A 25,848-nucleotide genomic window follows, 5' to 3' on the forward strand; every position below is an offset into this window, starting at 1 on the left:
TCTAGCGGTTTGCGTAGACCGCCTTGTGGACTGGCGTGTAACGTACGGGCGCCGGTTGGGCTTGGCAATAGCCCGGACGAAACAAGTTGAATTTTCAGGTTTCGCACCGAATCGGTGCCACCGAATGGACACGCCGTCGTCCTGGTGTATCTCTGACAGGCACTCCGGAACAGACCCCACGAAGGAGGAATCATGGATTCCGATCAAGGACCTGGCGGCGTACGCAGCGTTCGCAGAGCCCTGGACATCCTGTCGCTGCTGACCGAGGACCAGCCCGTCGTCTCGCTCAAGACGATGGTGGAGGCGACCGGCCTGGCGAAGACAACTGTGGTCAGGCTGGTGCAGACACTGGAGGGATACGGGCTGTTGTGGTCCACGGACGCGGGATACGCGGCAGGGCCGGGCTTGTGGCGTTGGGCGCATCTCGCTCATCAGAGCTGGGAGCTGCCGCAGGAGACGATCAAGCTCCTGCGAGATCTCGCGGACCGGCGTGGCGAGACAGCCAACGTAATGATCCGGCGCGACATCCACCGCGTCTGCGTAGCTCAGCAGGAAAGCCCCCAGCCGCTGCGCCATGTGGTGCGAGTGGGCGATGAACTGCCGCTGTGGGCAGGCGCTTCGTCCAAAGTGCTGCTGAGCGGCGCGAGCGACGCGTTGCTGCAGCGGATCGCGCTGGCCTCACCCCATGGCAAACCGCACGCCGAGCGCCTGCGGGAGTGGGCGGATCAGGTCGCCGCGCAGGGATACGCGGTGAGCCACGGCGAGCGCGACGTCGGTCTCACGGCGGTAGCCACACCCCTCACCACCTCGTCCGGCACGGTCGTTGCGGCGCTCTCCCTGAGCGGCCCCAGCGCCCGCATCACGCAGGACGCAATCGACGAGTTCGCTCAGGACCTGATGCAGGTGGCCGCGCAGATCATGTCGCAAGGATTCGACCACCCCCTGGGACCTCGGGGCTGACCACCGTGCCGGAAAGCGGTGCCGTCCCGCGGCACCGCGTGAGGAGACACCATCCATGGATGTGCGACCGCTCGACGACATAAGAGTTCTGGACCTGACGAACGTCCTGGCAGGGCCGTACTGCAGCTACCACCTCATGCTCCTCGGGGCGGAGGTCATCAAGATCGAGCGCCCCGGACAGGGCGATCTGGCCCGGAACCTCGGCCCCGACGCCGACCTGAACCGCGCCGGCATCGGGGCTTCCTTCCTGGCGCAGAACGCCGGCAAGAAGTCCGTGGAACTCGATCTCAAGGACCCGGCCGACCGCGAGGTCTTCGAGGAGATGCTCGCCGGCGCCGACGTGCTCCTGGAGAACTTCCGCGCCGGTGTGCTCTCCCGGATGGGGTACGACCAGGAACGCCTCGACCGGATCAACCCCCGGCTGATCTGCTGTTCCATCTCCGGCTTCGGTCAGAGCGGGCCGATGAGTGACGCACCGGCGTACGACCAGATCATCCAGGGGCTCTCCGGGATGATGAGCGTGACCGGCACCGCCGAAACCGCCCCGTTGCGGGTCGGATTCCCCGTGTGTGACACCACCGGCGGACTGTCCGCAGCCCTCGCGGTCAGCGCCGCGTTGCTGCACCGGGAACGCACGGGACAGGGCAGCCGGCTGGACGTCTCCATGCTGGAGACCTCGCTGTCAGCCATGGGATGGGCCGTCTCCAACTACATGGTCAGCGGAGTTCCCCCGGAGCCGATGGGCGACCAGAACGTAACCGCCGCGCCCTCCGGCACCTTCCGGACGGCGGACGCACCACTGAACATCGCTGCCAACCAGCAGCGTCAGTTCGAGACCCTGTGCCGGCTTGTCGGCACTCCTGAGCTCGTCACCGATCCCCGCTTCATCGAGCGGGAGGGCCGCAAGGCCCATCGTGAGGAACTCAACTCCGCTCTCAACCATGCGCTCTCACGACGCCCGGCGGCGGAGTGGGAACAGTTGCTGACCGCCGCGGGCGTACCTGCGGCGCGCGTCCTCACCGTCCCTCAGGCTCTCTCCCAGCCTCAGTTGCGATACCGGGGATTCATCGCCGAACTCCGAAGGCCCGATGCCTCGGGCACCGCCCTGCCCGTACTGGGGAGCGGGGTGCTCTTCGACGGAGAGGCCTTCCTGCCCCGTACTCCGCCTCCACTGCTGGGTGAGCACAACCATGAACGGGACGAGCTCGCATCACGCTGGTCCGCCACCGCCGCGAAGGAGGCGACAGGCTCATGAGTTCGTCCACATCCGCCCACGACGAGGCGGCACAGTGGTGGGCCACCGCCGTCAGCCACATCGAGCCCGGTTCCATCGAGCTGCGGGACCGGCCCGTGCAGGGCCTGATCGGGTCGGTCGGCCTGGTGGACACCCTGTGGCTCCTGCTGCGCGGAGACCTTCCGTCGCCACGTCAGTCCGCCCTGCTGGAAGCGGCGCTCGTGGCGGGCGTGGATCATGGGCCCCAGGCGCCCTCGATCGCCGCCGCGCGTATGGCAGCGACCTGCGGGGTGGGACTCAACAACGCGATCGCCACCGGCGTCAACATGCTCGGTGACATCCACGGCGGAGCAGGCCAGCAGTGTGTGGACATGCTTGAGGAGATCCGCTCCCTTCACATGGAGGGCCGGGACTGGGACGCGGCCGCCACCGAGGTCATGGCGCTGCGCCAGGCACGTTCCCGCTATCTCCCGGGCTTCGGCCACCGCTTCCATCCCGTCGATCCCCGCCGCGATCCACTCCTGAGGCTGACGGAGGAGGCCGTGGCCGCCGGGGTAGTGGCGGGCGACCACCTGCAGGCGGCTCTGGCCGTCGAACGCGCCCTGCGGCAGCGCCGTGCCGGCGCCCGTCCTGTTCCGATGAACATCGACGGTGCCACGGCCGTCATCTACGCCGAGCTCGGTTTCCCCGCACCGCTGGCCAGGGGCCTGTTCGTCATCAGCCGGTCGGTGGGCATCCTGGCCCACGCCTGGGAGGAGACCGGGCAGGGCCGACGCAACAAGGGCCCCATCCCGCGATCCGTCCTGCCCGCCCGCCTGCACCCTGTCGATCCGCCTGCCCACGAGGAATCCGCGTCGTGACCCTTGTCAGGCCGCTGCCACGTCCTTAACGTATGGAAGCGCCTCACGGCGACCACCATGCGGGTCTAGCAAACCGCACAGCGGACCAAGATCAGCTTCCCGCTCTTTCCCACCCTCGCCGCCCATCGGGCCATCAGGCACTGGGTTTCGGCAGGGCCATGCCACGGAAGAGGGTTCATGGACAGACGCAGTTTTCTTGCCACAGCCGCGGCCGGCACGACCGCGAGCATCGCAGTTCTCAACTCACCGGCCCAGGCTGCTGAAGCGCCCACGGGCACCCTGGCAACGCCCGTCCCCCGGCAGGCGTTCGAGGCGACAGCGAAGAACTTCCCCAAGGCCGGAGGCAACCTGGCCAACCAGAACTACTCATCCCTCAAGAAGATCACCCCGCGCACCGTGAAGCAGCTCGGCGGGGCCTGGCACATCAATCTGGAGGGCGGCGACACCGGCCGCGCCCAGCAGTGCGCCGTCGTCGCACAGGACGGTGTGCTCTACGTCGCCACCACCCAGCAGAACATCTTCGCCGTCAACGGCCGTACCGGCGCGGTCAAATGGAAGACGAGCGTCGGCACCGAGACCACCAACATGCGCGGGGTCGCCCTCGGCCAGGGGCTCGCCTTCACCATCTCCGGCGCGAACATCATCTACGCCCTGAACCAGCGCACCGGCGCTGTCGTATGGACCAGGGAGATGCTCATCGAGGACCAGGGCGATCCCGGCTGCGACCCGGCCAGCGGCCAGTGCGGCGGCAGTAAGGGCAGCCTGGCCGGGGCAGTCGTCTACTGGGACGGCCTGATCTACGTCGGCACGCAGGGCAGCACCGCGGGCGCCCGAGGGCGCGGCTACGCCCTGGACGCCGCGACCGGCGAAGTCGTCTGGACGTTCTGGGGCGCACCCGGCCCCGGCGAGTTCGGCCATGACACCTGGGAGGGCGACACCTGGAAGACGGGGGGCGCGGTCTGCTGGATCCATCCCGCTGTCGATCCCGAACTCGGCCTCGTCTACTGGACGTTCGGCAACCCCTATCCGCGCACCGACGGCTCCACGCGTGGCGGGGACAACCTCTTCGCCAACTGCCTGGTGGCCATCGATGCCAAGACAGGGAAGCGGCGCTGGCACTTCCAGTCCGTGCATCACGACATCTGGGACTACGACGGCGTCATGTCGCCCGTGCTCGCGGACATCCAGATCAAGGGGCGCAAGCGCAAGGTCGTCGTGTACGGCAGCAAGACGGGCATGTACTACATCCTCGACCGCTCGACCGGCGACCCGGTGCACGGCATGGAGGAGCGGCCGGTGCCGCAGCACGCGGCGCAGAAGACCTCTCCCACCCAGCCCTTCCCGGGCGGTGAGCCCTTCGTCGAGACCGAGCCACGCATCGACAAGGCCACCCGCCCGGTGCCGTTCTACGCCACCGGGGGCCTGTTCGAGGTGCACTGGGACCGGCCCACCATCCTGTATCCAGGGGCAGGCGGCGGTGCGGACTGGTCCTCCCCGTCCTTCAGTCACCGCACGGGGCTGGTCTACGTCGGCTACGGGCTGATCAACTCCGCCTACTCCAACACCCACGACGGCCGGGTCAACACCGCCCGCCCGCTCGGCGAGTACTTCGCCGGCGGAGTCGTGGCGGTCGACCCCCGCACCAACACGGTCTCGTGGCGACGAGAGGGCGACTGGTCGCTCGCGCACGGCAACGGCGTCCTCAGCACCGCGAGCGGCGTGCTCTTCCAGGGGCGTCCCGACGGTGTCCTGACCGCCCTGGACGACTCCAATGGCGAGGAGCTGTGGACCTGGCAGTGCGGCGCGGGCGTCAACACGAGCCCCATGACGTATGAGATCGACGGTGAGCAGTACGTGGCCGTGCTCGCCGGCGGCAACGGGCTGCCCTACCCGGACATCCCGCGCGGCGATCACCTGTGGGCATTCAAGGTCGGGGGCAAGGTCGGCCCGGCCGCCGCACCCACTCCCCCGTCCAAGCGCAACCAGATCCGCGCGGCAGCCGTCAGCGGCGCGACCGCCGGCAACACGATCACCTTGGGCCGCGTCTGGGACAGCACGAAGAACGCGCCCGGGGCCGCGGAAAACCTGGTGTCACAGAACGCCATGTCCCCACAGCACCTCGCCGTCCCCCACGGCACCACGGTGACCTTCACCAATCCAGCGGCCAACAAGTCCGCCCACGGCGCCGTCGCGTTCTTCGAGGCCGAGTTCGACACCGGCTTGCTGATGCCTGGTGAGTCGTACACCCACACCTTCAACACGCCGGGTGAGTACTTCTACAACGACCCGATCTCCCCGCAGAGCACGGGCAAGATCGTCATCTCCTAGGGCGTGTTTCGAAAGTAGCGCCGACCGCCCTCCCGTGCTGCCCTCCGGGCCGGGGCGGATGCCCGACCGGTGCTTCCTCGCCCCCGCCCGGGCCCCTCACCTCTCTCCGGCGTGCCGCCTGCGCGGCGTGTCCTCGACAAGAGAAGGAAAAACCATGTCAGGAAGAACACTGCGAGCGAGAGCCCTGAGCACACGCTCGGCTGTCCTCGCCACACTGGGAATAACCGTTGCCATGGTCGTGGCACTCATCGCCACCGGCACCCTCAGCGTCGCCCACGGGCGGACCGGGACCGGCGCCAAGGAACTGGGCGATCCGGACTACGGCGTCTGCCGCGGTCTCGACCCCGACTGCTACCACGACTGGGGCAACTTCGATCCCGCCAAGGGCCACAAGATCCTGCTGTACACCCGCACGGCCGGCCCTCGCCACGCCAATCTCGGGCCCGCCCTGGCGGCCGGCCTGAACCCGCCGCTCACCGACGCGAACGTGGTCCAGAAGGCCATGATCAAGTTGGGTGAGACCGGCGGCTTCCAGGTGGACTACACCGAGGACGTCAGCCAACTCGCCTCCCCCAACACCCTGTTCAAATACAACGCGGTGGTGTTCTTCTCCACCAGCCGGGACGCACTGGACGACGCCGCACAGACATCGCTGCGGCAGTACGTCCGGGGCGGCGGCGGCTTCGTCGGCATCCACAACGCATTCGGCACCGAGTACAACTGGCCCTGGTACGAGGGGCTGCTGGGCAACGCCAACTTCTACGACCACGGCGCCTCCCAGCCCGGCACCGTTCAGACCGTCGAGCGCAAGGACGTCTCCACCAAGGGGCTTCCGGCCCGGTGGAACTTCACCGATGAGTGGTACAACCTGGCGCCCGCCCCCACCAAGGTGCGCGTGCTCGCCAAGGTCGACGAGAGCACCCTCGCCAAGGGCGTGACCGGCAACTACAACCACCCCGGACACGGCGACAACCACGCGGTGGCCTGGTGCCAGTACTACGACGGTGGCAAGTCCTGGGTGACCACGCTGGGCCACGACGCCAAGGAATTCACCACGGACGGTTCGTTCGCCGGCGCGGCCGAGTTCCAGAAGCTGATCGTGGGCGGCATCCAGTCGGTTTCGGGCATCAAGCCCTTCTGCAAGTAGTGCCGGCCCCGGGCTCCGCGCCGCGTCCGCCCTACGACGCGGCGCCGTGCCCGCGATCCGAAACCGTCCTCCGCAACCGCGTGGATCTGCCCGTTCGCGCCTCTTGCCACTGCTCTCCGCCATGTCTAGCGTAGGGAGCAATCCACCTGGCGGGACCGAAGAACCGCACAACGGATCCCGGGGTTGTCCCCAGCCGTGCTGCGCAAGGATCCTCCCGCCCCGCCCGCTCGCCGCAAGGCGCCCCGCCCATCACCGATCTCGCCTCACCCGAAGGGATTTCGACCATGCTTGAATCCACCGCACCCGCACCCGCACCGCAGGACCAGGCCACGTCCAGCACCACGGCCGTGGCCACCTGGTCCGCCCCGGACTTCACGGTCATCGAGACCGGCATGGAAGTCACCGCCTACTACCTCAACGACCTTTAGCAGACGCCCATATGCTGGTGCTCACGCTGGGCACGGCAGCTGGTGGAGGAGTTCCGCAGTGGAACTGCGCGTGCCCCGGATGCTCCGGGGCACGCGCCCACCCCGACCGGCGCCGCAGCCACGACTCCCTCGCCGTTCTCGGTAGCGGCCAGTCCTCCTGGTTCCTCATCAACGCGGGCCCCGACATCACGGAACAGATGGAAGCGCACCCCGAACTCCGGCCCGGAGCCGGCGGCGAGCGCACCCCCCTGGTCCGGATCCTCCTCACCGACGCCGAACTCGACCACACGCTGGGCCTTCTGAGATTGCGCGAGGCGCACCACCTGGAGATCTTCGCCACCGCGCCCGTCCGGCAGGCACTGCGCCAACGACTGGCCCTGGACACCGTACTCACGCCGTACACCTCCATCACCTGGCACGATCTGCCGCCGGCCGGGCAGACCCCGGCGGTGACCGCCGGAATCGAGGTGTCCGCCGTCCCCCTGTCCACCAAGCGCCCCCGGTACGCCTCCGATGCATTGGAGGACGACTCCTGGGTGGTCGCTGCCCGGCTCCACGACCCCGCCGGCGGGACGACGGCGCTCTACGCACCAGCGCTCGCAGTCTGGACCGAGGGCTTCGCGAAGGAAGCCGCCGGGGCCGACTGCGTCTTCGTCGACGGGACGTTCTGGGATGACGAGGAGCCGCGAAGGCTGGGTATCTCGGCACGGACCTCCACCGGGATGGGCCATCTGCCCGTCGACGGCCCCGGTGGCACGGCCGGGTGGCTGGCAGAGCTATCGGCCCGCTGCCTCTATACCCACCTCAACAATACGAACCCTCTCGTCGACCCCTCCGCCCCCCAGCACGGCGTCCTCGCCGAGCGAGGGCTCGAAGTGGCACAGGACGGCATGGTGATCGAACTATGACAACCGCACCCCCGCGTCCGGGCCGGGCCACAGCTCCCGCCGCACAGCCGGACAACAGCCCGCTGGCACCTGCCGCGTTCGAACACGAACTGCGGGAGCTCGCGCGGAGCCGCTACCACGACACCCACCCGTTCAACGTGCGGATGCACCAGGGCGGGCTCAGCCCCGCCGAGCTCCGCACCTGGGTGGTCAACCGGTTCCACTACCAGCGGAGTATCCCGGTAAAGGACGCGCTGATCCTCGCCAAGCTGCCCGAGCCGGCCATGCGGCGCTCCTGGCTGCGCAGGATCCAGGATCACGACGGCATCGAGGACGGCGAAGGCGGCATCGAGCGCTGGCTGCGGCTCGGCGAGGCCGTCGGCGTCGACCGCGCGGAAATGGAATCGGGCGAGTCCGTCCTCCCCGGGGTGCGCTTCGCCGTCGACGGCTACGTGAACTTCTGCCGGCTGAGCCCCGCTCCGGAAGCCGTGGCGTCCTCGCTCACCGAACTGTGCGCGCCGAACATCATGCTGACCCGCCTGGAGACCTTCCCCCGCTACTACCCCTGGATCGACGAACAGGGCCTCGCCTACTTCCGCAGCAGGGTTCCACAGGGACGCCGTGACGGGGCTGAGGCCCTGACCTGGGTCACCGACTGGGCGCGGACCCGCTCCGGACAACTGGCAGCCCTGTCGGCCCTCTCCTTCAAGTGCGACATTCTGTGGTCCCTGCTCGATGCCGTGGAGCACGGAAGCCGACCGGGGAACACACCGTGACCACCTCCGATCCGGACCACTGGTACCCGCGGCCGGCACCCGGCGTCCTCCTGCGACACGACCGGGCGCGCGGTCATCACGTCCTGCTGATGCCCGAGCGCGTGGTCGTACTGACGGGCAGCGCCCGTCACGTGGTGGAACTGTGCGACGGCACGCGCACGGTCGCCCGGATCGCCGAAGAGCTGCGGGCGCGCTTTCCCGGAGCTCCCGTCAACGCAGAAGTGGGTCCGTTCGTGGAACGGATGCACAAGGAAGGCTGGATCCGGTGAGCACGATCGCGCCCCCCTGGGGACTCCTGGCAGAGCTGACGCACGCCTGTCCACTGCACTGCGGCTACTGCTCCAACCCACTGGAACTGACCCGCCGCTCCCACGAACTGGCCGCCGAGCAATGGGTGGACGTGTTTCACCAGGCGGCGGAGCTCGGCGTGCTGCAGACCCACCTCTCCGGTGGCGAACCGCTGCTCCGCAAGGACCTCGAGACCATCGTCACCGGCGCGGAGGAATCCGGCATCTACACCCAGCTGGTCACCAGCGGTTCAGGGCTCACCGAAGACCGCCTCCGATCCTTGACCGGCGCGGGACTGCGCAGCGTCCAGCTATCCGTCCAGCACGCGGAACCCGCCGCCTCGGACCGTATCGCGGGAAGCCGGGCGTTCGCCGCCAAGGAGGCCGCGGCAGCACTCGTCACCGGGGCCGGGCTGCCCCTGGGCGTCAATGCCGTACTTCACCGGCACAATCTGGACGCCGTCGACGGCCTCGTGGAACTCGCGCTGCGCTGGGGTGCGGACCGGATCGAGCTGGCCAACACCCAGTTCTACGGATGGGGCCTGCTCAACCGGGAAGCGTTGATGCCTGGCCGTGACCAGGTGGCCCGTGCGGTCGAGTCCGTCAACAGATGGCGGGAGCGGCTGGAGGGAGGCCTGGAGATCGTCTGGGTCGCGCCGGACTACTTCGACGGAGTGGCCAAACCCTGCATGGGAGGGTGGGGAGCTGTCTCCCTCACCGTGACCCCTGACGGCACGGTCCTTCCCTGCCCGGCGGCAGGCACCCTGCCGGGGCTCGACCCGGCCAACGTCAAGGACCGGGCGCTGCGCTGGATATGGGAGGAGTCCAAGGCGTTCAACCTCTACCGAGGAACCGACTGGATGCGCTCTCCGTGCCGGACCTGCGACCGACGCGACCAGGACTTCGGCGGCTGCCGGTGCCAGGCCTTCGCCCTGACCGGCGACGCCACACGCACCGACCCGGCCTGCACCCTCTCCCCCGACCACACGGCACTGACGGCCCTCACCCTCTCCGCTCCCGGCGAGGTGACCGATCTGGTTCCCCGCCGTCCGACCACCGGCCATCGGTCCGCCTCCCGCGTCTGAGCCCTGACACGGTTGCACTTGGTCAGTAGCGGCGCGCAGAGGCTGTGATCATCGCCCTCCGCACGTTCGACCCGTCGATGACCCGGTGCTCACCCGCATCAATGGCATCTACGCGAACCGTGCTGAGCGTGCTGGGTGGTCAGCCGCACATGGGCACTCTGCTCACCGAAGCCGGCATAGTCGTTGTCGCGCTGGACGACCTCGAAGAAGACATCCCCAATGGTCGTGGTGTAGAAGTGGCGGAACTGGCCACGCTCGTCGCAGTCGTAGAGGATGCACAGCTCACGGTAGGTCCGCAGTTCGCCGGGCCCGAAGACATGGCGCGCGGCCAGGTCGTCGTAGTAGTTGTCGGGGACCGGCAGGACATGTCCCGTGCCGCCGACCCACCGCGCGGCACCGACGATGTCGTCGGTGGCCAGGGCGATGTGCTGGGAGGCGCGATGAGAGGCGCCCGGCGCCGGGTCGATGCTCAGCGCGATGCGCACCGATTCGTCCTGGTTGCTGACGGCCCGGCTGCGCCGCAGGCCGTACGGGTCGGGAACATCGACGCCACCGTGCGGCTGGAGCCCGATCACACTGCGGTAGAAGAGGAGGGCTTCGTCGTACTGGTGCCACGGCTGGGTGAGGGCAACGTGGTCGACACCCGTGATGGGCCCGGAACGCGACGAAGGATCCGCTAGGCGGGCGAAGTCGTCCAGCCAGTCGGGCAGGTCGTGCCGGCCGGATGCGCAGAAGAACAGCTCGGTGCCGTCGGGAGCGGCAACCGTCTCCAGCAGGACGTCCGTGCGGGCGCGACGGCGCGGCAGAACCGGCGCCCCGAGCGACTCGGCCCGTTTGGCCGCAGCCCCGGGGTCCGGTGACTCGATGCCGAGGGCCGCGAGACGTGGCCCGCTGCCGCCGGTGGCGGGCTCGGTGTTCACCAGGACACGCGCGGCACCCTGCTCCCAGAGGTCTACGGGCTTGGAGAGGTGCTTTCCGGTACGGGAGAATCCCAGCGCCTGGAGCAGCAAGGCGACCGGCTCCGTGTCCATGGTGACCAGTTCGGCAAAGGCAATACCGGTGGGCGCGGCAGCTGCGGGAAGTTCAAGTACTCCGGCGGCTTCCTGCAACGCAGTGAGGGAACGCCGCGCGTCGATGGCCGTACGGCCGGAGTCCGCCTGGCGGAAGACATCGTTGAAGACTTCCAGCGAGAGCGGCCCGTCGTATCCGGTCCGCACCACGGACCGAACGAATTCCGCAAGGTCGAAGTCACCCTGGCCGGGGAAGCACCGGTAGTGGCGGCTCCATTGCAGGACGTCCATCCCCATGAGCGGGGCATCAGCGAGCTGAACGAAGAAGATCTTCTCTCCGGGAAGCGCGGCGAAGCCCGCGGGGTCGCCGCCGCGGGCCAGGACATGGAAGCTGTCCAGACAGACGCCGAGAGCAGGATGGTCCGCTGCCTCGACAATGCGCCAGGCGTGGTCATACGTGTTGACGTGACGCCCCCACGCAAGGGCCTCGTAGGCGACGCGGATCCCGTACTCGTCCGCCAGCTCGGCCAGTTCACGCAGTTGAGCTGCGGCAAGAGCATCGTCGTCGCGGGTGTGCGCGGAGACGTTGGAGCACGCCAGCACGGTGTCGGCGCCGAGTCGACGCATGACACAGAACTTGTGCTCGGCCCGGCGCATACTTCGGGCGAAGGCGTCGGCGGACAGCCCTTCGACGTCCCTCATCGGCTGGTAAAGGAAGAGTTCGAGGCCCAGGTCCGCCGCCCGCGCCCTGATCTGTTCGGGCGTGAGCGGACTGGCCAGCAGGTCGTTCTCGAAGATCTCCACACCGTCGAACCCCGCACGGGCCACGGCATTGAGCTTCTCGGTCAGCGTTCCACTGACCGAGACAGTGGCGATGGACGTACGCATCGTGATCCTTCTTCTGGCTTCAGCTGCGTGGATCCGGGACCCTTACGAGGTCGGCGACATCAGCGAGCATGCGTTCCACATCGGGTTCGCATCGGGTGAAGAACCGGAAAGCGTCCGCGGCCTGCAGAGCGACCATTCCCGATCCGTCCAGCGTGGTGCAGCCCAGTGCGCGCGCCTCGGCGAGCAGCCGTGTCTCCAACGGCCGGTAGACGACTTCCGCCACCCACAGCCGCGGGTGGAGGAGTTCGGGCGCGAACGGAATGCCGGGATGCGCACTCATCCCGGTCGGGGTGGCATGCACCAGGCCGTCGCAGTGGGCCAGTTCCCGGGCGAGGTCCCGCGGGGCACCGGCAACCACCGGTTTCTTGGGGAAGATGGCGTTCAATGAGGCCACGAGCGACCGGGCACGCGCCTCGTCGGTGTCGACCAGGGTCAGGTGTCCGGTGCCCAGGGTGAGCATGGCGTGGGCGACGGCCGCCCCGGCGCCACCGGCTCCCAGCTGGACCACGCGTGAGGTGGAAGCATCGGGCAGCCCCCGGGCGAACGCCGCACCGAATCCGGTGACATCGGTATTGTGCCCGGTGGCCCGTCCGTCCCGGAAGACGATCGTGTTCACGGCGCCGAGCGCTTCTGCCTGCGGATCGAGGGCGTCCAGGTACGGGATGACGGTCTGCTTGCAGGGGTGGGTGATGTTGAGCCCGTTGTACCCGAGGTCGCGGGCCGCATGCACGAGGTCGCCCACCCTCTCCGGGCCGGCACCAAAGGCATCCAGGTCGAGGAGCTTGTACAGGTATCGCAGCCCCTGCCGGTCCGCCTCGCGTTCGTGCAGAGCGGGACTGAGCGACGTGGTGATGCCCGCGCCGATCAGCCCGATAAGGTACGCACCCGCCGTCACCGCGACGCGCCACCCAACAACCCCGCGTGGCTCGTCAACGCGCGTACGTCCCCGCCCGGTCCCGCACCGCAGATCACCGCGTCCGCCGCGCCCGCCACGTAGCCGCGGTGACGGGACTCCCCACGGAGATGAGTACCCGTCAGGACGACGTCGACGAGGCAGCCTTCGTGGCTGCTCTGCCTGGGGTCGGCCTCCAGTCCGTGTGCGGCTGCGGTCCGGTGGCAGAGCTTCTCCACATCGACGAGGCCGACGCTACTGCAGGGGGCCGACTCTCGAGTGCCGAGCAGATCGAGGCCGGGCCCGTCGAGAACGAGCGCCCTCACGATCGCCCGCATGGGGATCCGGTCCATCACACCTCCAGTAATGTACGAACCAGTACGTTACTTATAGCAAGGGTGGGGCACGACGAGAAGCCCTCGCACCGAAGGATCCGGACACAGCCCCGCTCCTACAATCACGGGACACTCACAACGCACCGGAGGAGCAGGGCATGTCCAGCGCCCAGAAGTCAGCGCCGCCCGCCGAGCGTCAGCGCGACGCGGCTCGCACCCGGGCAGAGATCCTCACGGTGGCGACCAGAGAGTTCGCCCGGGACGGCTACGCAGGCGCGCGGGTCGACAAGATCGCTGCCCTCACTCGCACGACGAAGCGGATGATCTACTACTACTTCGGCGGCAAGGAACAGCTCTTCACCTCGGTGCTCGAAGCGGCCTACTCGGAGATCCGCCAACTGGAGGGCGAACTCGACGTCGAACACCTCGATCCCGTCGCCGCCACCCGCCGACTGGTCGAGCTGACGTTCGACCACCACGAGGCGCATCCCGACTTCATCCGGCTCGTCAGCATCGAGAACATCCACGAGGCAGAACACATCATCGGCTCCGAGAAGTTGAGCCGGCTCGGCTCTCCCGCGGCCGGGGTACTACAGCGCATCCTGAGGTCAGGACGGGAAGCGGGGCTCTTCCACGCGGAGGTCGACGCCATCGACGTACACGCGGTGATCAGCTCCTTCTGCTTCTTCCGCGTATCGAACCGGCACACATTCGGCGCACTGTTCGGCCGCGACCTGGTCGCCCAGGACAGCCGGGACCACTACCGGAACATGCTCGCAGACATGATCATCGCCTACCTCACCGCACCGTCCACACCCCATGGTCCGATGACCGCCGGCCCTTGCCCTTGACCCGGGCCCGACTCGCACCATCGTTCTTCGGCATCGACGCAGCCGGCCGAGGGACCACCGGGAGACACGCTCGATGAAGTTGCAATGGCCAACGGTCACCTCTGGGCGTGACCCCAGGGAGGGAGAAGGCCACGCCAACTCCGAAGGCCGGACGCACCATTGCCACCGAGACGGGGGCCGGGGCGAGGCCCCCCGCGCAGAGGGCTCCGGTCAGCCCGAGACGCTCGCCCGGCCGTTCTCGATGTGCCCCATCAGCCGGCGCCGGAAGGCGTCGTCCCCGTCGACGGAGACGTCCAGGTCGTACCAGCCGTGCGCGTCGGCCGCCGAGTGCACAACAGTGCGGCTGCGCCCCGGCTTGACCTTGACTGTCCTGGTCCAGTCGCGCAGGTCCGCCTCGTCGACGTATCCCCGAGGCCGCACGTTGAAGGTGAGCGCCGTCCGCCCCGTGTTGCGCAGCGTGAGATGCAGATCGCGCTCACGGGCGTCGACCCGCGACGCAACCTCGGCCCGGGCACCGTCCTTCGCGGACCCGGCGAACTCACGGCGGAAGCCGTTCGGCCCCGTCACCGTGAACCGGTACGCCGCGCCGGTGACGGGCACCGTCCACCGCGCCGTGCCCTTCACGTCCCGGTGCTGGGGTACGGGGAACTCGCCCGCGTACGGATACAGCGCGAAGTGCGCCGACGAGCGCCCCGTGTTGCTGAGGGTCACCCGCACCGCGCCATCCACCACGTTCGCCTGCGCGTCCGGCTGGTACGGCAGTGCACGGGCCGGACGCGCGCCCGGCTCCTGCACGGGCATGCGCTGCACGAGCGGCGGCCTCGGCGACCAGCGGCCGCTGAACGGCGGGATTGCGCCCGGCTGCTCCACCTCGGGTCGGCGACGTCCTCGCGAGAAGTCGAATGCGGAGGTCAGGTCGCCGGCAACGGTGCGCCGCCAGTCGCTGATGTTCGGTTCCTTCACCCCGGTCCAGCGCTCCAGGAAGCGGATCACGGAGGTGTGGTCGAAGACCTCGGAGCAGACGTAGCCGCCGATGGTCCATGGCGACACGACGAGCATCGGCACCCGCATGCCGAGTCCGGTGGGCTTGCCCTCCCACTGCTCCTCGGCCACCTCGGGCGAGGCGACCGGCGGCGGCACATGGTCGAAGAAGCCGTCGTTCTCGTCGTAGTTGATGATGACGGCGGTGTGCCGCCACACGTCGGGGTGCTTGCCCAGCGCGTCCAGGACCTTGTAGACGATCGTCGCGCTGTGGATCGGCGAGGAGACGCTCGGGTGCTCCGAGTCGACCGCGGAGGGCACCAGATAGGAGACCTGCGGCAGCGTGCCCGCCGCCACGTCCCTGGCGAACTCCTCGGCCAGCGTTCCTGTCTCCAGCCGACGCAACGCCCTCTCGAAGAGGCGGCGTTCGGCCCTGTCCAGGGTGGCGACGCCCTCCTCCAGCAGGTCGAACAGCCGCTCCCGCTCGGCTGCGTCCGCGTCCCGCACGGCGGAGTAGAACGACTCCATGTACGTGTGCCCGCCGGTCTTCGCCAGCGCCTTGCGGGCGATGGCCTTGAAGGTGGCGAAGAACTCGATCTGGTTGTCGGTGAAGTTCTCCCACTCGGTGTACGTGCGCCAGCTGCGCCCGGCCTTCTCCAGTCGCTCCGCGTAGGTGCCCCAGTCGTATCCGGGGTGGGTGCCCTCGTCGTACGCGTCGTTGTCGACGGCCCGCCGGCCGTTCGGCTCGTTGCCCGTCTTGCCGCTCCACAGGTGGTTGCGGTTGGGGCTGGTCGAGGAGTGGATGGAGGAGTGATAGGCGTCGCAGACCGTGAAGGTGTCGGCCAGCTCGTAGTGCAGAGGGATGTCACGGCGGTCGTAGTACGCCATGGTGGCGGCCGTCTTCGCGGACACCCAGCCGTTCATCCACCCGTCGGCCCACGCCTTGCCGCCGCCGCTCCAGGAGTGGTCGAGCGCACCGACGTACTGGAGGTCCTGCTTCTGCGTCTCGGCGGCGCCGCGCACCGGGAACGGCAGAACGGAGGTGCCCAGCGGTGCGGGCTGCTCGAAGACCGGCTTGCCCGAGGGCAGCTCGACGGCGTTGCGGTCCGCGAAGCCGCGTACGCCCCGGAGCATCCCGAAGTAGTGGTCGAAGGAACGGTTCTCCTGCATCAGGATCACCACGTGCTTGATGGCTCCGAGCCCGTCGCGGCCGCCGGACCCCGCCGGATGTGCCGGCTGCGCGGCTATCGCGGCCTGCAGCGAAGGCGGCAGCAGCGACCCCGCCGCCGCAGCGCCGAGCGCACCGCCGCCGAGCGCGAAGAGTCGTCGCCGTGAGATGTCCGTGGTCAAGTTGAGCCTCCCGAGTTCTGTCGTACAGCCGGGAAGCTAATCAAGCCCGGTGGCGCAGGGAAGGATTTCGTACGGCTTCGCGGTGAACCTCCAACAGGTCGTACGGGAAAGTCCAACCGCCCAGCACGCGTCCCCAGCAGACCCGCCCCGCCCCGTCCGCAGCGCCCAGCTCGTCGTCGACGGCGGCTGGACCCCCGTCCTGCCCGGCGCCCATCACATCCGGGTGCCGCTGGCATCCGCCATGAGGAAGGACGAGGCCGGTCGACCGTTGTGCCGGTGGGTCCACACCAGCCGATCGATCCGCGCGTTCAGCCGCCGGAGCATCTCGACATGGTCGCTTCACTGGTTCTCAGACCGACTCCTTCGGGCCATCACCCACGCGGCGAAGTCCTCGATGCCGTCGATGAGCGCCTCGAACCGGAAGGAGTGGAAGAGGTCGAAGGCATGGTGTGCGCCGGGCAGTTCGACGTACGTGACCGGCGAGGCGGAGACGGAGCGCAGAGCGGCGACAAGGGCCCTGGGATTGTCGTTGTCCACCAGTTCGTCCAGGTCCCCGTGCGCGATGAGGAACGGTGGTGCATCCGCCCGGACGAGGTTCACCGGCGAGGTTGCCGGGTCTCCGTCGAAGTACTCCGCGAGAAAGCCGTTGAGTGCGACGGCTCCCGCCACGGAGGTGTCCGCCTCCTCGAACCCGGGCTGGTAGGCCGGCTCATTAGGGGTGAGTGCGGCCTGCGCCGCCATGTGCCCACCCGCGGAGCTCCCCGCCACGAACACGGCCGCCGAGGGCGCCGCGCCGTACTCCGCTGCGTGTTCGCGCGCCCAGGCAATGACCTTCTTCGCGTCGATCAGATGGGCAGGATGCGGGAAGTCGGGCCTCAGCCGGTAGTTGGCGCTGATGCAGACCCAGCCCTGGCCGGCGAGCCGGTAGAGCAGGGGCAGCGACTGAGTGTTCTTGCGGCCCTGGTCGTAGTGTCCACCATGGAAGTGGATCATTACGGAGCCGCCCTCGGGGCGTGAGCGGTGGTGGTAGACGTCGAGGAGGTTGCGGCGGCCCCCGTCCCCGTAGCTGAGGTTGCCCACCCGCTTGACGTCGCGGCGGCGGCGGAAAACGGGTCTGAGCAGGATGCGTGCCAGCGGCGGCCGGCGGTGTGTCCCCGAACCGGCGCCGAGCGCTTCGTCCAGGGCGCCCCGCACCACGGACGCCGCCCGTATCCCGCGCAGGGTGACCACCACCAGCCCGGCAGCCGCGACCGCCGCCACCCCGACATTCACCCGGTCAGGGGTGGTGGCGATATCGCCCTCCGAGAAGGCCAGTGCCGTCGATGCCACCAGAGCGTAGAGAGCAACGTGCGGAATCTCGTTGAAGACCAGGCCGAGCCGGTAGCTGAAGTAGAAGAGCGGTTTGGGCCCGCGTATGCGAACCAGGCAGAACACCACGATCAGTACGGCCAACACCACGGTCACCAGATAGCCCACAGCCACCACAACACCCCGTTCGACACTCGCCCTGACAAATATGCTCTGTGGTATCACGGATGTGATGACACGCGCAGGGTGAAGTGCCCCCCGCGATCGTGTACTTGAGGCAGCCAGCCCAAAGGGCAGCGAAGAGCGCCACGGTACGGATGGGCTGCCGAGGCTCTCGCCCATTCCCACGACAGCGCTCGGTCACGCCCTCCAGCCACTCGACGCATGGGCGAACACCTGGGCGCAGGCGCACGAGCAGAACGATCCGAATCCTGGGGAGGGATGAAGGTCGCGGGCTCTTCGGTCCTTGCCGGCCGCGGAGTCCCTGGGCCCCGGGTGCCGCAGCGCGGCCGACGTGGGGAGATCGACGCCCCGATGCCCCTCCCGACGTCATCGCAGCGGGAGCGGGCAACAGATCTCAGGTCCGCCGCAGCCGGCGCCGGACGGCCTCCAGCGCGGTGCTCACCTCGGCCAGCCGCAGCGGACGGGCCAGCAGCGCCACCGTAAGGAGGAGGACCGCCGCCCCCGCGCCCGCGGCGGCGAGATCACCGAGCCCGGCCCCCTGCATGTCGACGGCGCCGGCCACCACGTACGCCAGGAGCCCCGCGGGCACGCACGCGGCGACCAGCCGCACATGCGCCCACACCACGGGTGAACGCACGGCCGAGGGGCGGGCCGTTCCGCTCCCGGAGACCCTCCGGTGCAGGACGTACGCGGTGACGGCGAAGCCGGCGAACAGCGCGACGGAATACGCCCCGGCCATCCCCGTGACGGCCCAGCGCGCCGGCAGCAGCAGATAGGAGGCGACCGCGAGACCGGCCTGGAGCGCGGCGATGACCAGGTTCAGGAAGAACGGCGTACGGGTGTCGCTCATCGCGTAGAACCCCCGGGAGAGCACGTACTGCCCGGAGAAGGCGATGAGCCCCGGCGCGAAGGCAGCCATCATGCCCGCCATCACCGTGATGTCCGCCGGGCCCGTGGCTCCGTACCCGAACACCGACCCCATCACCCACGGCGCGAGCGCGAGCAGAGCAGCCGCGGCCGGGATCACCACGGCGGCGGAGGTCCGCAGGGCGTAGGAGACGTCCCGCCGCACCCCGAGCAGGTCGCCCTCGGCCGCCGCCCTGCTCATCCGCGGCATCAGCGCGGTGACGAGGCTGACGGTCACGATGCCCTGCGGCACCACCCAGAGCTGGTAGGCGTAGCTGTACGCGGTGTAGCCGGCTCCGCCCGCCACATTCTGGTCGACGGCGTGCTGCCCGGTCGCGGTGGAGAGCCGGGTCACCACCCAGTAGGCGGCCTGGTTGGTCAGCACGAGCATGACCAGCCAGCCGGCCGCACGCAGCGGCCGGGTGAGTCCGCTGCCGCGCCAGTCGAACCGCGGCCGCCAACGGAACTTCGCGGCACGCAGGGCGGGTACGAGCGCCAGGGTCTGCACCACGATCCCGGCCGTGGTCCCCCAGCCGAGCCACTGGGCCTGTGCGGAGGTGAGGCTGCCGTTCGAGCCGGCCGCGGTCGCGAGGAAGAGCCCGAACACCGCGATGATCACGACGTTGTTGAGGACCGGGGTCCACATCATCGCCCCGAACCTGTTACGGGCGTTGAGCACCTGTCCCAGGAGGGTGAAGAGCCCGTAGAAGAGAATCTGGGGCAGGCAGTAGCGGGCCAGTGCGATGGTGAGTTCTGCCTGGTGACCGTCGTAGGTGGGGGCGTAGACGGAGATGATCAGCGGGGCACCGACGACGGCGAGTGCGGTGAGGGCGAGCAGCCCGGCCGTGCAGAGCGTGAGAAGCCGGTCGGTGTAGGCGGCCCCGCCGTCGGTGTGTTCCCTGGCCGCCCGGACCAGTTCGGGGACGAAGACGGCGTTGAGGGCGCCACCGATCAGCAGCATGTAGAGGATGTTGGGCACGGTGTTGGCGACCGTGTAGCCGTCGGCGCGCAAGGTGGTGCCGAGGGCGGCGACGACGACCGCCGAGCGTATGAATCCGGTCGCCCGCGAGACGACGGACCCGGCGGCCATGACTGCGCCGCTGCGCAGCACCGAGCCGGAGCCCCGCTGCAGCTGCTCCTCCTCCTGCGCGGCGACCGGGCCGGTGGTCGCGTCCGCGGCCGTCACCGGCGGTCCTGGCAGTCCAGGGACGTCCGGTACAGGATGTTGCCGGCTGCTCCGCGCACCGATGTCTCCCACTCTCCGAGGGTCTCCACGACCTTCTTCACCGGCGCCGGACAGCTGCAGGCCGGCCAAGGAGCGGTCTTGGGGATCGAACGTGGAGAATATCGGACGTGGAGCGCGCCGCTCCTGGGCGGTGGGTGTGGGCGGTCCGGGGGCCCGGGCCTTGCGGGCGGACGCCGGGCCGGCCGTTCCCCGTGGGCCCGGAGTGGCTCTCCGATTCCCACGGCGTCCCGGCCGGTCACCGACGCGCCCTGGTGGCCGACACCGTCGGCCCGTTGCGCACCGAGCACAGCCCGGCCGGCTCACAGCTGACCTTCCCCTCGCCGGTACGGACCGTCATCCGGTCCGTACCGTTGCACGAGAAGTGATCACCGGCTGCTACCGGGCGGGCACCGCCTCACGGCAGTTCCCGGCTACTGCGCTCCCGGCTGGAGCGTTCCTGGTTGGGCGGGTGCGACGTCCACCGCCTCCGTCTTCGGATTGCGCCGCTGCCGCTTCGCCATCCAGGTCGCGAACCAGGAGAGCAGCATGCACATCCCGATGTAGATCGGCGAGATCACCATCACCACAGGGATGAAGGGAAGATCGTAGTCGAGGTTGGAGGCGATGAGCTTGCCCGCGTGGAGGAATTCCTCGTATGTGATCAGATAGCCGAGCGATGTGTCCTTCAGCGCGACCACCAACTGGCTGATGATGGTGGGCAGCATCGCGCGGACCGCCTGCGGGCCCAGGACGAAGGTCGTGACCTGCGTCTTGCGCATGCCCAGGGCGAACGCCGCCTCGTGCTGGCCGCGTTCCACCGAGTTGATGCCGGAACGGAACACCTCGGCGAGCACCGAGCCGTTGTAGAGCGTCAGCCCGGCGACCAGGGCCGGCAGCGGCTGCACCTTCAGCGCGACGAAGATGAAGAAGATCATCACCAGTACGGGCATGGCGCGGAAGAACTCGACGAGGACGGTGGCGACCCAGCGCACCGGCCGGTGGTCGGAGAGCCGTCCGACGGCGAGGACGGCCCCGAGCGCCAGCGAGAGCACGGCGGCGTACGCGAACGCCTTGAGGGTGTTGCCAAGGCCGCGCAGGAGCAGTTCCTGGATGCCCTTGTACTCGAAGGGTGACCACTTGGCGCTGGTGAACTGGTCGGTGTCGAAGAGCAGGTAGATGACCCAGCCGACCAGGGCGAGGATCAGGACCGTCGAGATGACCCCGTAGACGAGGTGCCGTCTACGGGTCAGCGGCCCCGGGATGTCGTAGAGGGCCGTGGCGGAGGGTGCGGAGTGGGTGGTCATCGGGCGACTCCCCAGCGCTTCTCCAGCACGTTGAAGACCGCACTGATGGACAGAGTGATGATCAGGTACCCGACGGCGATCCAGACGAAGGTCCAGATGATGCTGAATCCCAGTTCGTTGAGGGTCTTGTAGGTGCCGAGCAGTTCGGTGACGCTGAACGCCCCGGCGATGGCCGAGTTCTTGGCCAGCGCGATGAGCGTCGACCCGACCGGCGGGATCACGGAGCGGAACGCCTGTGGCAGCACCACGTTGCCGAGCGTCTGGCCGAACGTCATTCCCAGGCTGCGGGCGGCCTCGCCCTGGCCGGTGGGCACGGTGTTGATCCCGGAGCGAAGCACCTCGCAGATGAACGCGGAGGTGTAGCAGCCGAGCGCGATGACCGCGAAGACCTTGAACGGCAGCACCAGGCCGAAGCGCGGCAGACCGAGCAGGACGGCGAAGAAGAGCAGGGTCAGCGGGGTGTTGCGCAGCACCATGACCCAGACCGTGCCGATCACCCGGAACGAGCCGACCGGTGCCACCCGGCAGGAGGCCATCACGAATCCGAGCACCAGCGCCAGGATCGAGGCGTAGACGGTGAGTTCGACGGTTCCGAGGAAGCCCTTGCCGTAGAGCGAGAAATTCTCGGTGAGTACGTCCATGGTTCTGGTCGTCCTCTCAGGTCGCCGGGTAGCGGTCGATGGGCGGCGGCTTCGGCGCGGGCGCCCCGGAGAGGCCGAGCGTGGCCTCGAACGCCTTCTTCCAGTTGCCGTTCTTCTCGTTGGCCTCCAGCGCGTCGTTCAGCGCGGACCGCAGGGCGTTGTCGCCGCGCGGTACGCCGATGCCGTACGGCTCCTCGGAGAAGGGCTTGCCGACGACCTTCATCTCGTCGGGCGCCTTGGCGGCGAACCCCAGCAGGATCGCGTCATCGGTGGTGACGACGTCGACCTGGTAGGTCAGCAGGTTGTCGACACAGATCGAGTACGTGTCGTAGGAGACCAGGTGCGCCTTCGGGTAGTCGGCGGCGATCCGCTGGTACGGGGTCGAACCCGCTGCCGAACAGACCGTCTTGCCCGCCAGGTCCTGCGGGCCGTGGATGTCGTTCTCGTCCGTGCGGACCAACAGCCCCTGCCCCGCCATGTAGTAGGGGCCGGCGAAGCCGACGAGCTTCTTGCGCATGTCGTTGATCGTGTAGGTGCCGACATAGAAGTCGATCTGCCCGTTCTGCAACGCCGTCTCGCGGTTGGCCGAGGCGATCGTCTTGAACCGGATCTTCTTCGGGTCGAAGCCCAGCGAGGCCGACATCATCCGGGCGATCTCGATGTCGAAGCCGGAGTAGACCCCGGTGGCCGGGTCCTTCTCACCCAGATAGGGCTGGTCCTCCTTGGCGCCCACCCGCAGGTACCCGCGCTTCTTGGCCTGCGTCCAGGTTCTGGAGTCCGGCAGCCGGAATCCGGTGTCGACCTTGTAGACCGGCAGCTCGGCGGCCTTCGGCCCCTTCACGGGCGGGCTGCCGTCCTTGCCGCAGGCGGCGGCGAGAACGGCCAGCAGGAGGCCGGCACAGGCGGCCAGTACTTTTCTCGTACGCAACACATGGCCTCCCGTCAGTGCTTGAGGATCTTGGACAGGAAGTCCTTGGCGCGGTCACTCTCCGGCGCGGTGAAGAAGTCCTCCGGGACGCGGTCCTCGACGATGCGGCCGTCGGCCATGAAGACGACCCGGTTCGCGGCCGAGCGGGCGAACCCCATCTCGTGCGTGACGACGACCATGGTCATGCCCTCCTGGGCGAGCTGCTGCATCACTTCCAGCACCTCGTTGATCATCTCCGGGTCGAGCGCCGAGGTGGGCTCGTCGAAGAGGAGCGCCTTGGGGTCCATCGCGAGAGCACGGGCGATGGCCACGCGCTGCTGCTGGCCGCCGGAGAGCTGGGCCGGGAACTTGTCGGCCTGCGAGGCGAGCCCCACCCGTTCCAGCAGTTCGCGAGAGCGCCGGTCGGCCTCGTCCTTCTTCCGCTTGCGCACCTTGAGCTGGGCGAGCGAGACGTTGGCCAGCACGGTCTTGTGCGCGAACAGGTTGAACGACTGGAAGACCATGCCGACTTCGGCCCTCAGCTGCGCCAGCCCCTTGCCTTCCTCGGGAAGGGGTCTGCCGTCCAGGGTGATGTGGCCCGACTCGATCGTCTCCAGCCGGTTGATGGTCCGGCAGAGCGTTGACTTGCCGGAGCCGGAGGGGCCGATGACCACCACCACCTCCCCGCGGCCGACGGTGAGATTGATGTCCTGCAGTACGTGCAACTTTCCGTAGAACTTATTGACGTCACGCAGCTCGATCAACGGATCGACGGCCATACGCTGCCCTACCCACTTATCGCTTTGTCGAGGTCAGCGCAAACTATCCATCCCGGCAAGGGACTTCACACCCGACACGCGTAATTGGGGCATAAGGCGTTTTATCTCGCCGCATCGCGGAGCAGCGTTCCGACCGCCCGCTCCGGGCGTCCGTCCCGCCCCTCGACCTACCCCTCGGCCGACTCCGAGTACAGCTGGGACAGCTCCGGGCTGCCCGACATCGCCCAGTCCAGACCGGCCTCGACCACATCGATCTCACGGCCGGACGCGAGCCGCACCACGGGCTGGCCACTCGGCCAGATATGCCAGAGCGCGCCGGGAACGTTGCGCACCAGGACCGTGCCGAGATAGAGCCCCGCGTCGTTGCCAAGCCAGGGCAGCTCCTCCGGGTCGTCGCGCCAACGCGGTGGCAGCTGGTCCAGCGCCGCCAACGAGGCCGGGCTGTCGTCGAGTTCGAGACCGAGCTCCCCGGCCCGGACGCGCAGCAGGTCACATTCGGCGAGGAGCTGGGCCACGCCTTCCGGATCGGCGTCGACGGCGGCTGCGAGCCCCGCCTCACGCGTTCCGTCGTGACGCTTACGCCAGTTGTCCAAGAAAGGGATGTTCATACCGCTCAGGGTCGCATCCCGGCCCGGGTCCGCACCATAAGGCGCGCGGCCTGTCGTTCGACTGCTGAACACCAGACGTACCTCGTGTGTTCACCCCGACACCCTCGGCGATCCCGCCGACCGGCCGGTAAATGGGGTGGTGACGTTCCGGCGCGTGCTGATACGTTCACGATCATGTGCAGCCCCGAGTCGGACAGAAGCTAGCCACCGGTCCCCCGGTGGCCTCCCGGACCGGCCGGACCTCGTCCGCTCCGGCCACGTACGGCTGCCGCCCCGGACCCATGCGGTGCGGGCTGCGCCTCGGCGCATGCACAAGGGTGAGGACTCCCCGGTACTCACGGCTCCGTCGATGTGCCGTGTCACGGCCACGATCGCAGTGACCGTTCTGCCGCGTTGCCGCTCGTGAAACGAGCGGGTGCGGCCCGCATCCCCGACCGGTTTCTGTCCATCAGCCGTCCATGGGGTTCCTTCATGCCGTTTTCCGTCTACGCACTCGGGCTCGCCGTCTTCGCCCAGGGCACTTCCGAATTCATGCTGTCCGGCCTTCTCTCCGGCATCTCCGATGATCTGCACGTCTCCATCCCCGCCGCTGCGCTGCTGACCTCGGCGTTCGCCGTCGGAATGGTGGTCGGGGCGCCGCTGATGGCGCTCCTGGGGCGCAACTGGCCGCGCCGGCGAGCCCTGTTGTCCTTCCTCTGCGTCTTCGCCGCCGTGCATGTCATCGGCGCGGTCACCTCCAGCTACGGCCTGCTGCTCGCGACACGGGTCGTCGGCGCGCTGGCGAATGCCGGCTTCTGGGCGGTCGCCCTGGTGACGGCGGTCGCGCTGGCCGGGCCGGGCGCGAGGGCGCGGGCCACGTCCGTGGTGGTCGGCGGCGTCACCGTCGCCTGCGTGGCGGGGGTTCCTGCCGGGGCATGGCTGGGCGGCCAGTGGGGGTGGCGGGCTGCGTTCTGGGCCGTCGCCCTGGTCTCGCTGCCGGCGGTCGCCGTGATCGCGGCGGCTGTTCCGGCAGGGCGGCCGCCGACCACCCTGCCGAGCGCACGCTCCGAACTGCGCAGCCTGGCAGGGCGCGGGCTGCAGCTGACGCTGCTGGCGAGCGCGCTCGTCCAGGGCGCGACCTTCTGCGCGTTCTCCTACCTCGAACCGATCGCCACCCATGTCACCCGGTTCGGCTCCGGGTGGGTGCCCGCACTGCTCGCGCTGTTCGGGGTCGGTTCGTTCATCGGCGTCTCCGTCTGCGGCCGGATCATCGACTCGCGCCCCGTCGCGCTGACCGCGGCCGGTCTGGTGTCGCTCACCGTCGGCTGGGCCCTGTTCGCGTCGGCGGCCGGCAGCCCCGTGGCGGTGGTCGCGCTCGTCCTCGTCCAGGGGATGCTGGCGTTCGGCACCGGCACGGCACTGATCTCGCATGTGTTCCGCCTGGCGGACGGTGCGCCGACCCTGGCGGGGTCGTTCGCCACCGCGGCCTTCAATGTGGGCGGCACCCTCGGGCCCTGGCTCGGCGGGCTCGCGATCGGTGCGGGCTTCGGCTTCCGGTCGCCACTGTGGGTGAGCGCGCTGCTGATGGTCCTGGCGCTCGGCGCCGCGGGAGCCGCCCGGGCCTGCCGCCCCGTACCGGCAGCGGGATCCGGCGCACCCGCCTCCCGCCGAAGCGCCGGGTGACGGAAGCCACCCGAGCTCAGGCTCCC

The 25,848-nt window shown here is 68.9% G+C and carries 23 protein-coding genes; 12 read left to right on the plus strand and 11 right to left on the minus strand.

Going from position 1 to position 25,848, the window contains the following annotated elements; all coding sequences use genetic code 11:
* The first annotated feature begins 192 nt into the window (after positions 1–192).
* From ACFVW8_RS06480 to pqqE, 10 genes are all read left to right on the plus strand, one after another.
* Positions 193–960 carry an IclR family transcriptional regulator gene (locus ACFVW8_RS06480; RefSeq protein WP_389686668.1) on the plus strand — a complete coding sequence of 256 codons (768 nt, stop codon included), beginning with the start codon at positions 193–195 and terminating at the stop codon, positions 958–960.
* Positions 961–1,015: 55 nt separating this feature from the next.
* Complete coding sequence (locus ACFVW8_RS06485; RefSeq protein WP_389686670.1) at positions 1,016–2,215, plus strand: CaiB/BaiF CoA transferase family protein; 1,200 nt, start codon at positions 1,016–1,018, stop codon at positions 2,213–2,215.
* Positions 2,212–3,054, plus strand: a complete 843-nt coding sequence (locus ACFVW8_RS06490) for a citryl-CoA lyase (protein WP_389686672.1) — start codon at positions 2,212–2,214, stop codon at positions 3,052–3,054. Before ACFVW8_RS06485 ends, ACFVW8_RS06490 begins: the two co-directional genes overlap by 4 nt.
* 177 nt (positions 3,055–3,231) lie before the next feature.
* Complete coding sequence (locus tag ACFVW8_RS06495; protein WP_389686674.1) at positions 3,232–5,382, plus strand: PQQ-binding-like beta-propeller repeat protein; 2,151 nt, start codon at positions 3,232–3,234, stop codon at positions 5,380–5,382.
* Positions 5,383–5,614: 232 nt separating this feature from the next.
* Positions 5,615–6,529 (plus strand): ThuA domain-containing protein, encoded by a 915-nt coding sequence (locus tag ACFVW8_RS06500; protein ID WP_389686676.1) that lies wholly within the window; start codon positions 5,615–5,617, stop codon positions 6,527–6,529.
* A 284-nt stretch (positions 6,530–6,813) separates the two neighbouring features.
* A complete protein-coding gene (gene pqqA / locus ACFVW8_RS06505; protein WP_389686678.1) occupies positions 6,814–6,957 on the plus strand; it encodes a pyrroloquinoline quinone precursor peptide PqqA in 144 nt (47 codons plus the stop codon).
* A gap of 11 nt (positions 6,958–6,968) precedes the next feature.
* Positions 6,969–7,865, plus strand: a complete 897-nt coding sequence (pqqB, locus tag ACFVW8_RS06510; RefSeq protein ID WP_389686680.1) for a pyrroloquinoline quinone biosynthesis protein PqqB — start codon at positions 6,969–6,971, stop codon at positions 7,863–7,865.
* A complete protein-coding gene (gene pqqC, locus ACFVW8_RS06515) occupies positions 7,862–8,620 on the plus strand; it encodes a pyrroloquinoline-quinone synthase PqqC (RefSeq protein ID WP_389686682.1) in 759 nt (252 codons plus the stop codon). Before pqqB ends, pqqC begins: the two co-directional genes overlap by 4 nt.
* A complete protein-coding gene (pqqD, locus tag ACFVW8_RS06520) occupies positions 8,617–8,889 on the plus strand; it encodes a pyrroloquinoline quinone biosynthesis peptide chaperone PqqD (protein ID WP_389686684.1) in 273 nt (90 codons plus the stop codon). Before pqqC ends, pqqD begins: the two co-directional genes overlap by 4 nt.
* On the plus strand, positions 8,886–9,992 hold the full coding sequence (pqqE, locus tag ACFVW8_RS06525) for a pyrroloquinoline quinone biosynthesis protein PqqE (protein ID WP_389686686.1): 1,107 nt from the start codon (positions 8,886–8,888) through the stop codon (positions 9,990–9,992). The genes pqqD and pqqE overlap by 4 nt, the downstream gene beginning before the upstream one ends.
* Before the next feature lie 98 nt (positions 9,993–10,090).
* Here pqqE and ACFVW8_RS06530 read toward each other — a convergent pair whose 3' ends face one another.
* The 3 genes from ACFVW8_RS06530 to ACFVW8_RS06540 are packed head-to-tail and all read right to left on the minus strand — an operon-like array spanning position 10,091 to position 13,135.
* A complete protein-coding gene (locus tag ACFVW8_RS06530) occupies positions 10,091–11,890 on the minus strand; it encodes a TIM barrel protein (RefSeq protein WP_389686688.1) in 1,800 nt (599 codons plus the stop codon).
* 19 nt (positions 11,891–11,909) lie between these two features.
* On the minus strand, positions 11,910–12,785 hold the full coding sequence (locus ACFVW8_RS06535; protein WP_389686690.1) for a shikimate dehydrogenase: 876 nt from the start codon (positions 12,783–12,785) through the stop codon (positions 11,910–11,912).
* Positions 12,782–13,135 carry a type II 3-dehydroquinate dehydratase gene (locus ACFVW8_RS06540; protein WP_389686692.1) on the minus strand — a complete coding sequence of 118 codons (354 nt, stop codon included), beginning with the start codon at positions 13,133–13,135 and terminating at the stop codon, positions 12,782–12,784. The genes ACFVW8_RS06535 and ACFVW8_RS06540 overlap by 4 nt, the downstream gene beginning before the upstream one ends.
* A 140-nt stretch (positions 13,136–13,275) precedes the next feature.
* Here ACFVW8_RS06540 and ACFVW8_RS06545 point away from each other — a divergent pair, with 140 nt between their 5' ends.
* Entirely contained in the window at positions 13,276–13,968 is a 693-nt protein-coding gene (locus tag ACFVW8_RS06545; RefSeq protein ID WP_389686694.1) for a TetR/AcrR family transcriptional regulator, read from the plus strand.
* 210 nt (positions 13,969–14,178) lie between these two features.
* Here ACFVW8_RS06545 and ACFVW8_RS06550 read toward each other — a convergent pair whose 3' ends face one another.
* The 8 genes from ACFVW8_RS06550 to ACFVW8_RS06585 all read right to left on the minus strand — a co-directional run bounded on the left by ACFVW8_RS06550 (position 14,179) and on the right by ACFVW8_RS06585 (position 24,160).
* Positions 14,179–16,299 (minus strand): phosphocholine-specific phospholipase C, encoded by a 2,121-nt coding sequence (locus ACFVW8_RS06550; protein WP_389686696.1) that lies wholly within the window; start codon positions 16,297–16,299, stop codon positions 14,179–14,181.
* A 339-nt stretch (positions 16,300–16,638) separates the two neighbouring features.
* Entirely contained in the window at positions 16,639–17,781 is a 1,143-nt protein-coding gene (locus tag ACFVW8_RS06555; RefSeq protein ID WP_389686698.1) for an alpha/beta hydrolase, read from the minus strand.
* A 403-nt stretch (positions 17,782–18,184) separates the two neighbouring features.
* A complete protein-coding gene (gene murJ / locus ACFVW8_RS06560; RefSeq protein ID WP_389686700.1) occupies positions 18,185–19,882 on the minus strand; it encodes a murein biosynthesis integral membrane protein MurJ in 1,698 nt (565 codons plus the stop codon).
* Between the two features lie 470 nt (positions 19,883–20,352).
* Complete coding sequence (locus ACFVW8_RS06565) at positions 20,353–21,225, minus strand: amino acid ABC transporter permease (protein ID WP_389686702.1); 873 nt, start codon at positions 21,223–21,225, stop codon at positions 20,353–20,355.
* Positions 21,222–21,866, minus strand: coding sequence for an amino acid ABC transporter permease (locus ACFVW8_RS06570; RefSeq protein WP_389686704.1), 645 nt, complete (start codon positions 21,864–21,866; stop codon positions 21,222–21,224). Before ACFVW8_RS06570 ends, ACFVW8_RS06565 begins: the two co-directional genes overlap by 4 nt.
* 16 nt (positions 21,867–21,882) lie before the next feature.
* On the minus strand, positions 21,883–22,794 hold the full coding sequence (locus tag ACFVW8_RS06575) for a glutamate ABC transporter substrate-binding protein (RefSeq protein ID WP_389686706.1): 912 nt from the start codon (positions 22,792–22,794) through the stop codon (positions 21,883–21,885).
* A 14-nt stretch (positions 22,795–22,808) separates the two neighbouring features.
* Positions 22,809–23,552, minus strand: a complete 744-nt coding sequence (locus ACFVW8_RS06580) for an amino acid ABC transporter ATP-binding protein (RefSeq protein WP_389686708.1) — start codon at positions 23,550–23,552, stop codon at positions 22,809–22,811.
* Positions 23,553–23,719: 167 nt separating this feature from the next.
* Positions 23,720–24,160: a DUF6278 family protein gene (locus ACFVW8_RS06585; RefSeq protein ID WP_389686710.1), complete on the minus strand. Its 441-nt coding sequence runs from the start codon at positions 24,158–24,160 to the stop codon at positions 23,720–23,722.
* Positions 24,161–24,631: 471 nt separating this feature from the next.
* Between ACFVW8_RS06585 and ACFVW8_RS06590 the strand changes: the two genes are divergently transcribed.
* Positions 24,632–25,822, plus strand: coding sequence for a Cmx/CmrA family chloramphenicol efflux MFS transporter (locus ACFVW8_RS06590; protein ID WP_389686712.1), 1,191 nt, complete (start codon positions 24,632–24,634; stop codon positions 25,820–25,822).
* Positions 25,823–25,848 lie beyond the last annotated feature (26 nt).

Origin of the sequence: Streptomyces sp. NPDC058221, assembly GCF_042882365.1 — a bacterium.
Lineage (GTDB): Bacteria > Actinomycetota > Actinomycetes > Streptomycetales > Streptomycetaceae > Streptomyces.

What these genes read in the sequence shown, in the direction of transcription:
- ACFVW8_RS06480 (WP_389686668.1), top strand. Translation starts at nt 193, where the DNA reads ATGGATTCCGATCAAGGACCTGGCGGCGTACGCAGCGTTCGCAGAGCC.
- ACFVW8_RS06485 (WP_389686670.1), top strand. Translation starts at nt 1,016, where the DNA reads ATGGATGTGCGACCGCTCGACGACATAAGAGTTCTGGACCTGACGAAC.
- ACFVW8_RS06490 (WP_389686672.1), top strand. Translation starts at nt 2,212, where the DNA reads ATGAGTTCGTCCACATCCGCCCACGACGAGGCGGCACAGTGGTGGGCC.
- ACFVW8_RS06495 (WP_389686674.1), top strand. Translation starts at nt 3,232, where the DNA reads ATGGACAGACGCAGTTTTCTTGCCACAGCCGCGGCCGGCACGACCGCG.
- ACFVW8_RS06500 (WP_389686676.1), top strand. Translation starts at nt 5,615, where the DNA reads ATGGTCGTGGCACTCATCGCCACCGGCACCCTCAGCGTCGCCCACGGG.
- pqqA (WP_389686678.1), top strand. Translation starts at nt 6,814, where the DNA reads ATGCTTGAATCCACCGCACCCGCACCCGCACCGCAGGACCAGGCCACG.
- pqqB (WP_389686680.1), top strand. Translation starts at nt 6,969, where the DNA reads ATGCTGGTGCTCACGCTGGGCACGGCAGCTGGTGGAGGAGTTCCGCAG.
- pqqC (WP_389686682.1), top strand. Translation starts at nt 7,862, where the DNA reads ATGACAACCGCACCCCCGCGTCCGGGCCGGGCCACAGCTCCCGCCGCA.
- ACFVW8_RS06530 (WP_389686688.1), bottom strand. Translation starts at nt 11,890, where the DNA reads ATGCGTACGTCCATCGCCACTGTCTCGGTCAGTGGAACGCTGACCGAG.
- ACFVW8_RS06540 (WP_389686692.1), bottom strand. Translation starts at nt 13,135, where the DNA reads ATGGACCGGATCCCCATGCGGGCGATCGTGAGGGCGCTCGTTCTCGAC.
- ACFVW8_RS06545 (WP_389686694.1), top strand. Translation starts at nt 13,276, where the DNA reads ATGTCCAGCGCCCAGAAGTCAGCGCCGCCCGCCGAGCGTCAGCGCGAC.
- ACFVW8_RS06565 (WP_389686702.1), bottom strand. Translation starts at nt 21,225, where the DNA reads ATGACCACCCACTCCGCACCCTCCGCCACGGCCCTCTACGACATCCCG.
- ACFVW8_RS06570 (WP_389686704.1), bottom strand. Translation starts at nt 21,866, where the DNA reads ATGGACGTACTCACCGAGAATTTCTCGCTCTACGGCAAGGGCTTCCTC.
- ACFVW8_RS06580 (WP_389686708.1), bottom strand. Translation starts at nt 23,552, where the DNA reads ATGGCCGTCGATCCGTTGATCGAGCTGCGTGACGTCAATAAGTTCTAC.
- ACFVW8_RS06585 (WP_389686710.1), bottom strand. Translation starts at nt 24,160, where the DNA reads ATGAACATCCCTTTCTTGGACAACTGGCGTAAGCGTCACGACGGAACG.
- ACFVW8_RS06590 (WP_389686712.1), top strand. Translation starts at nt 24,632, where the DNA reads ATGCCGTTTTCCGTCTACGCACTCGGGCTCGCCGTCTTCGCCCAGGGC.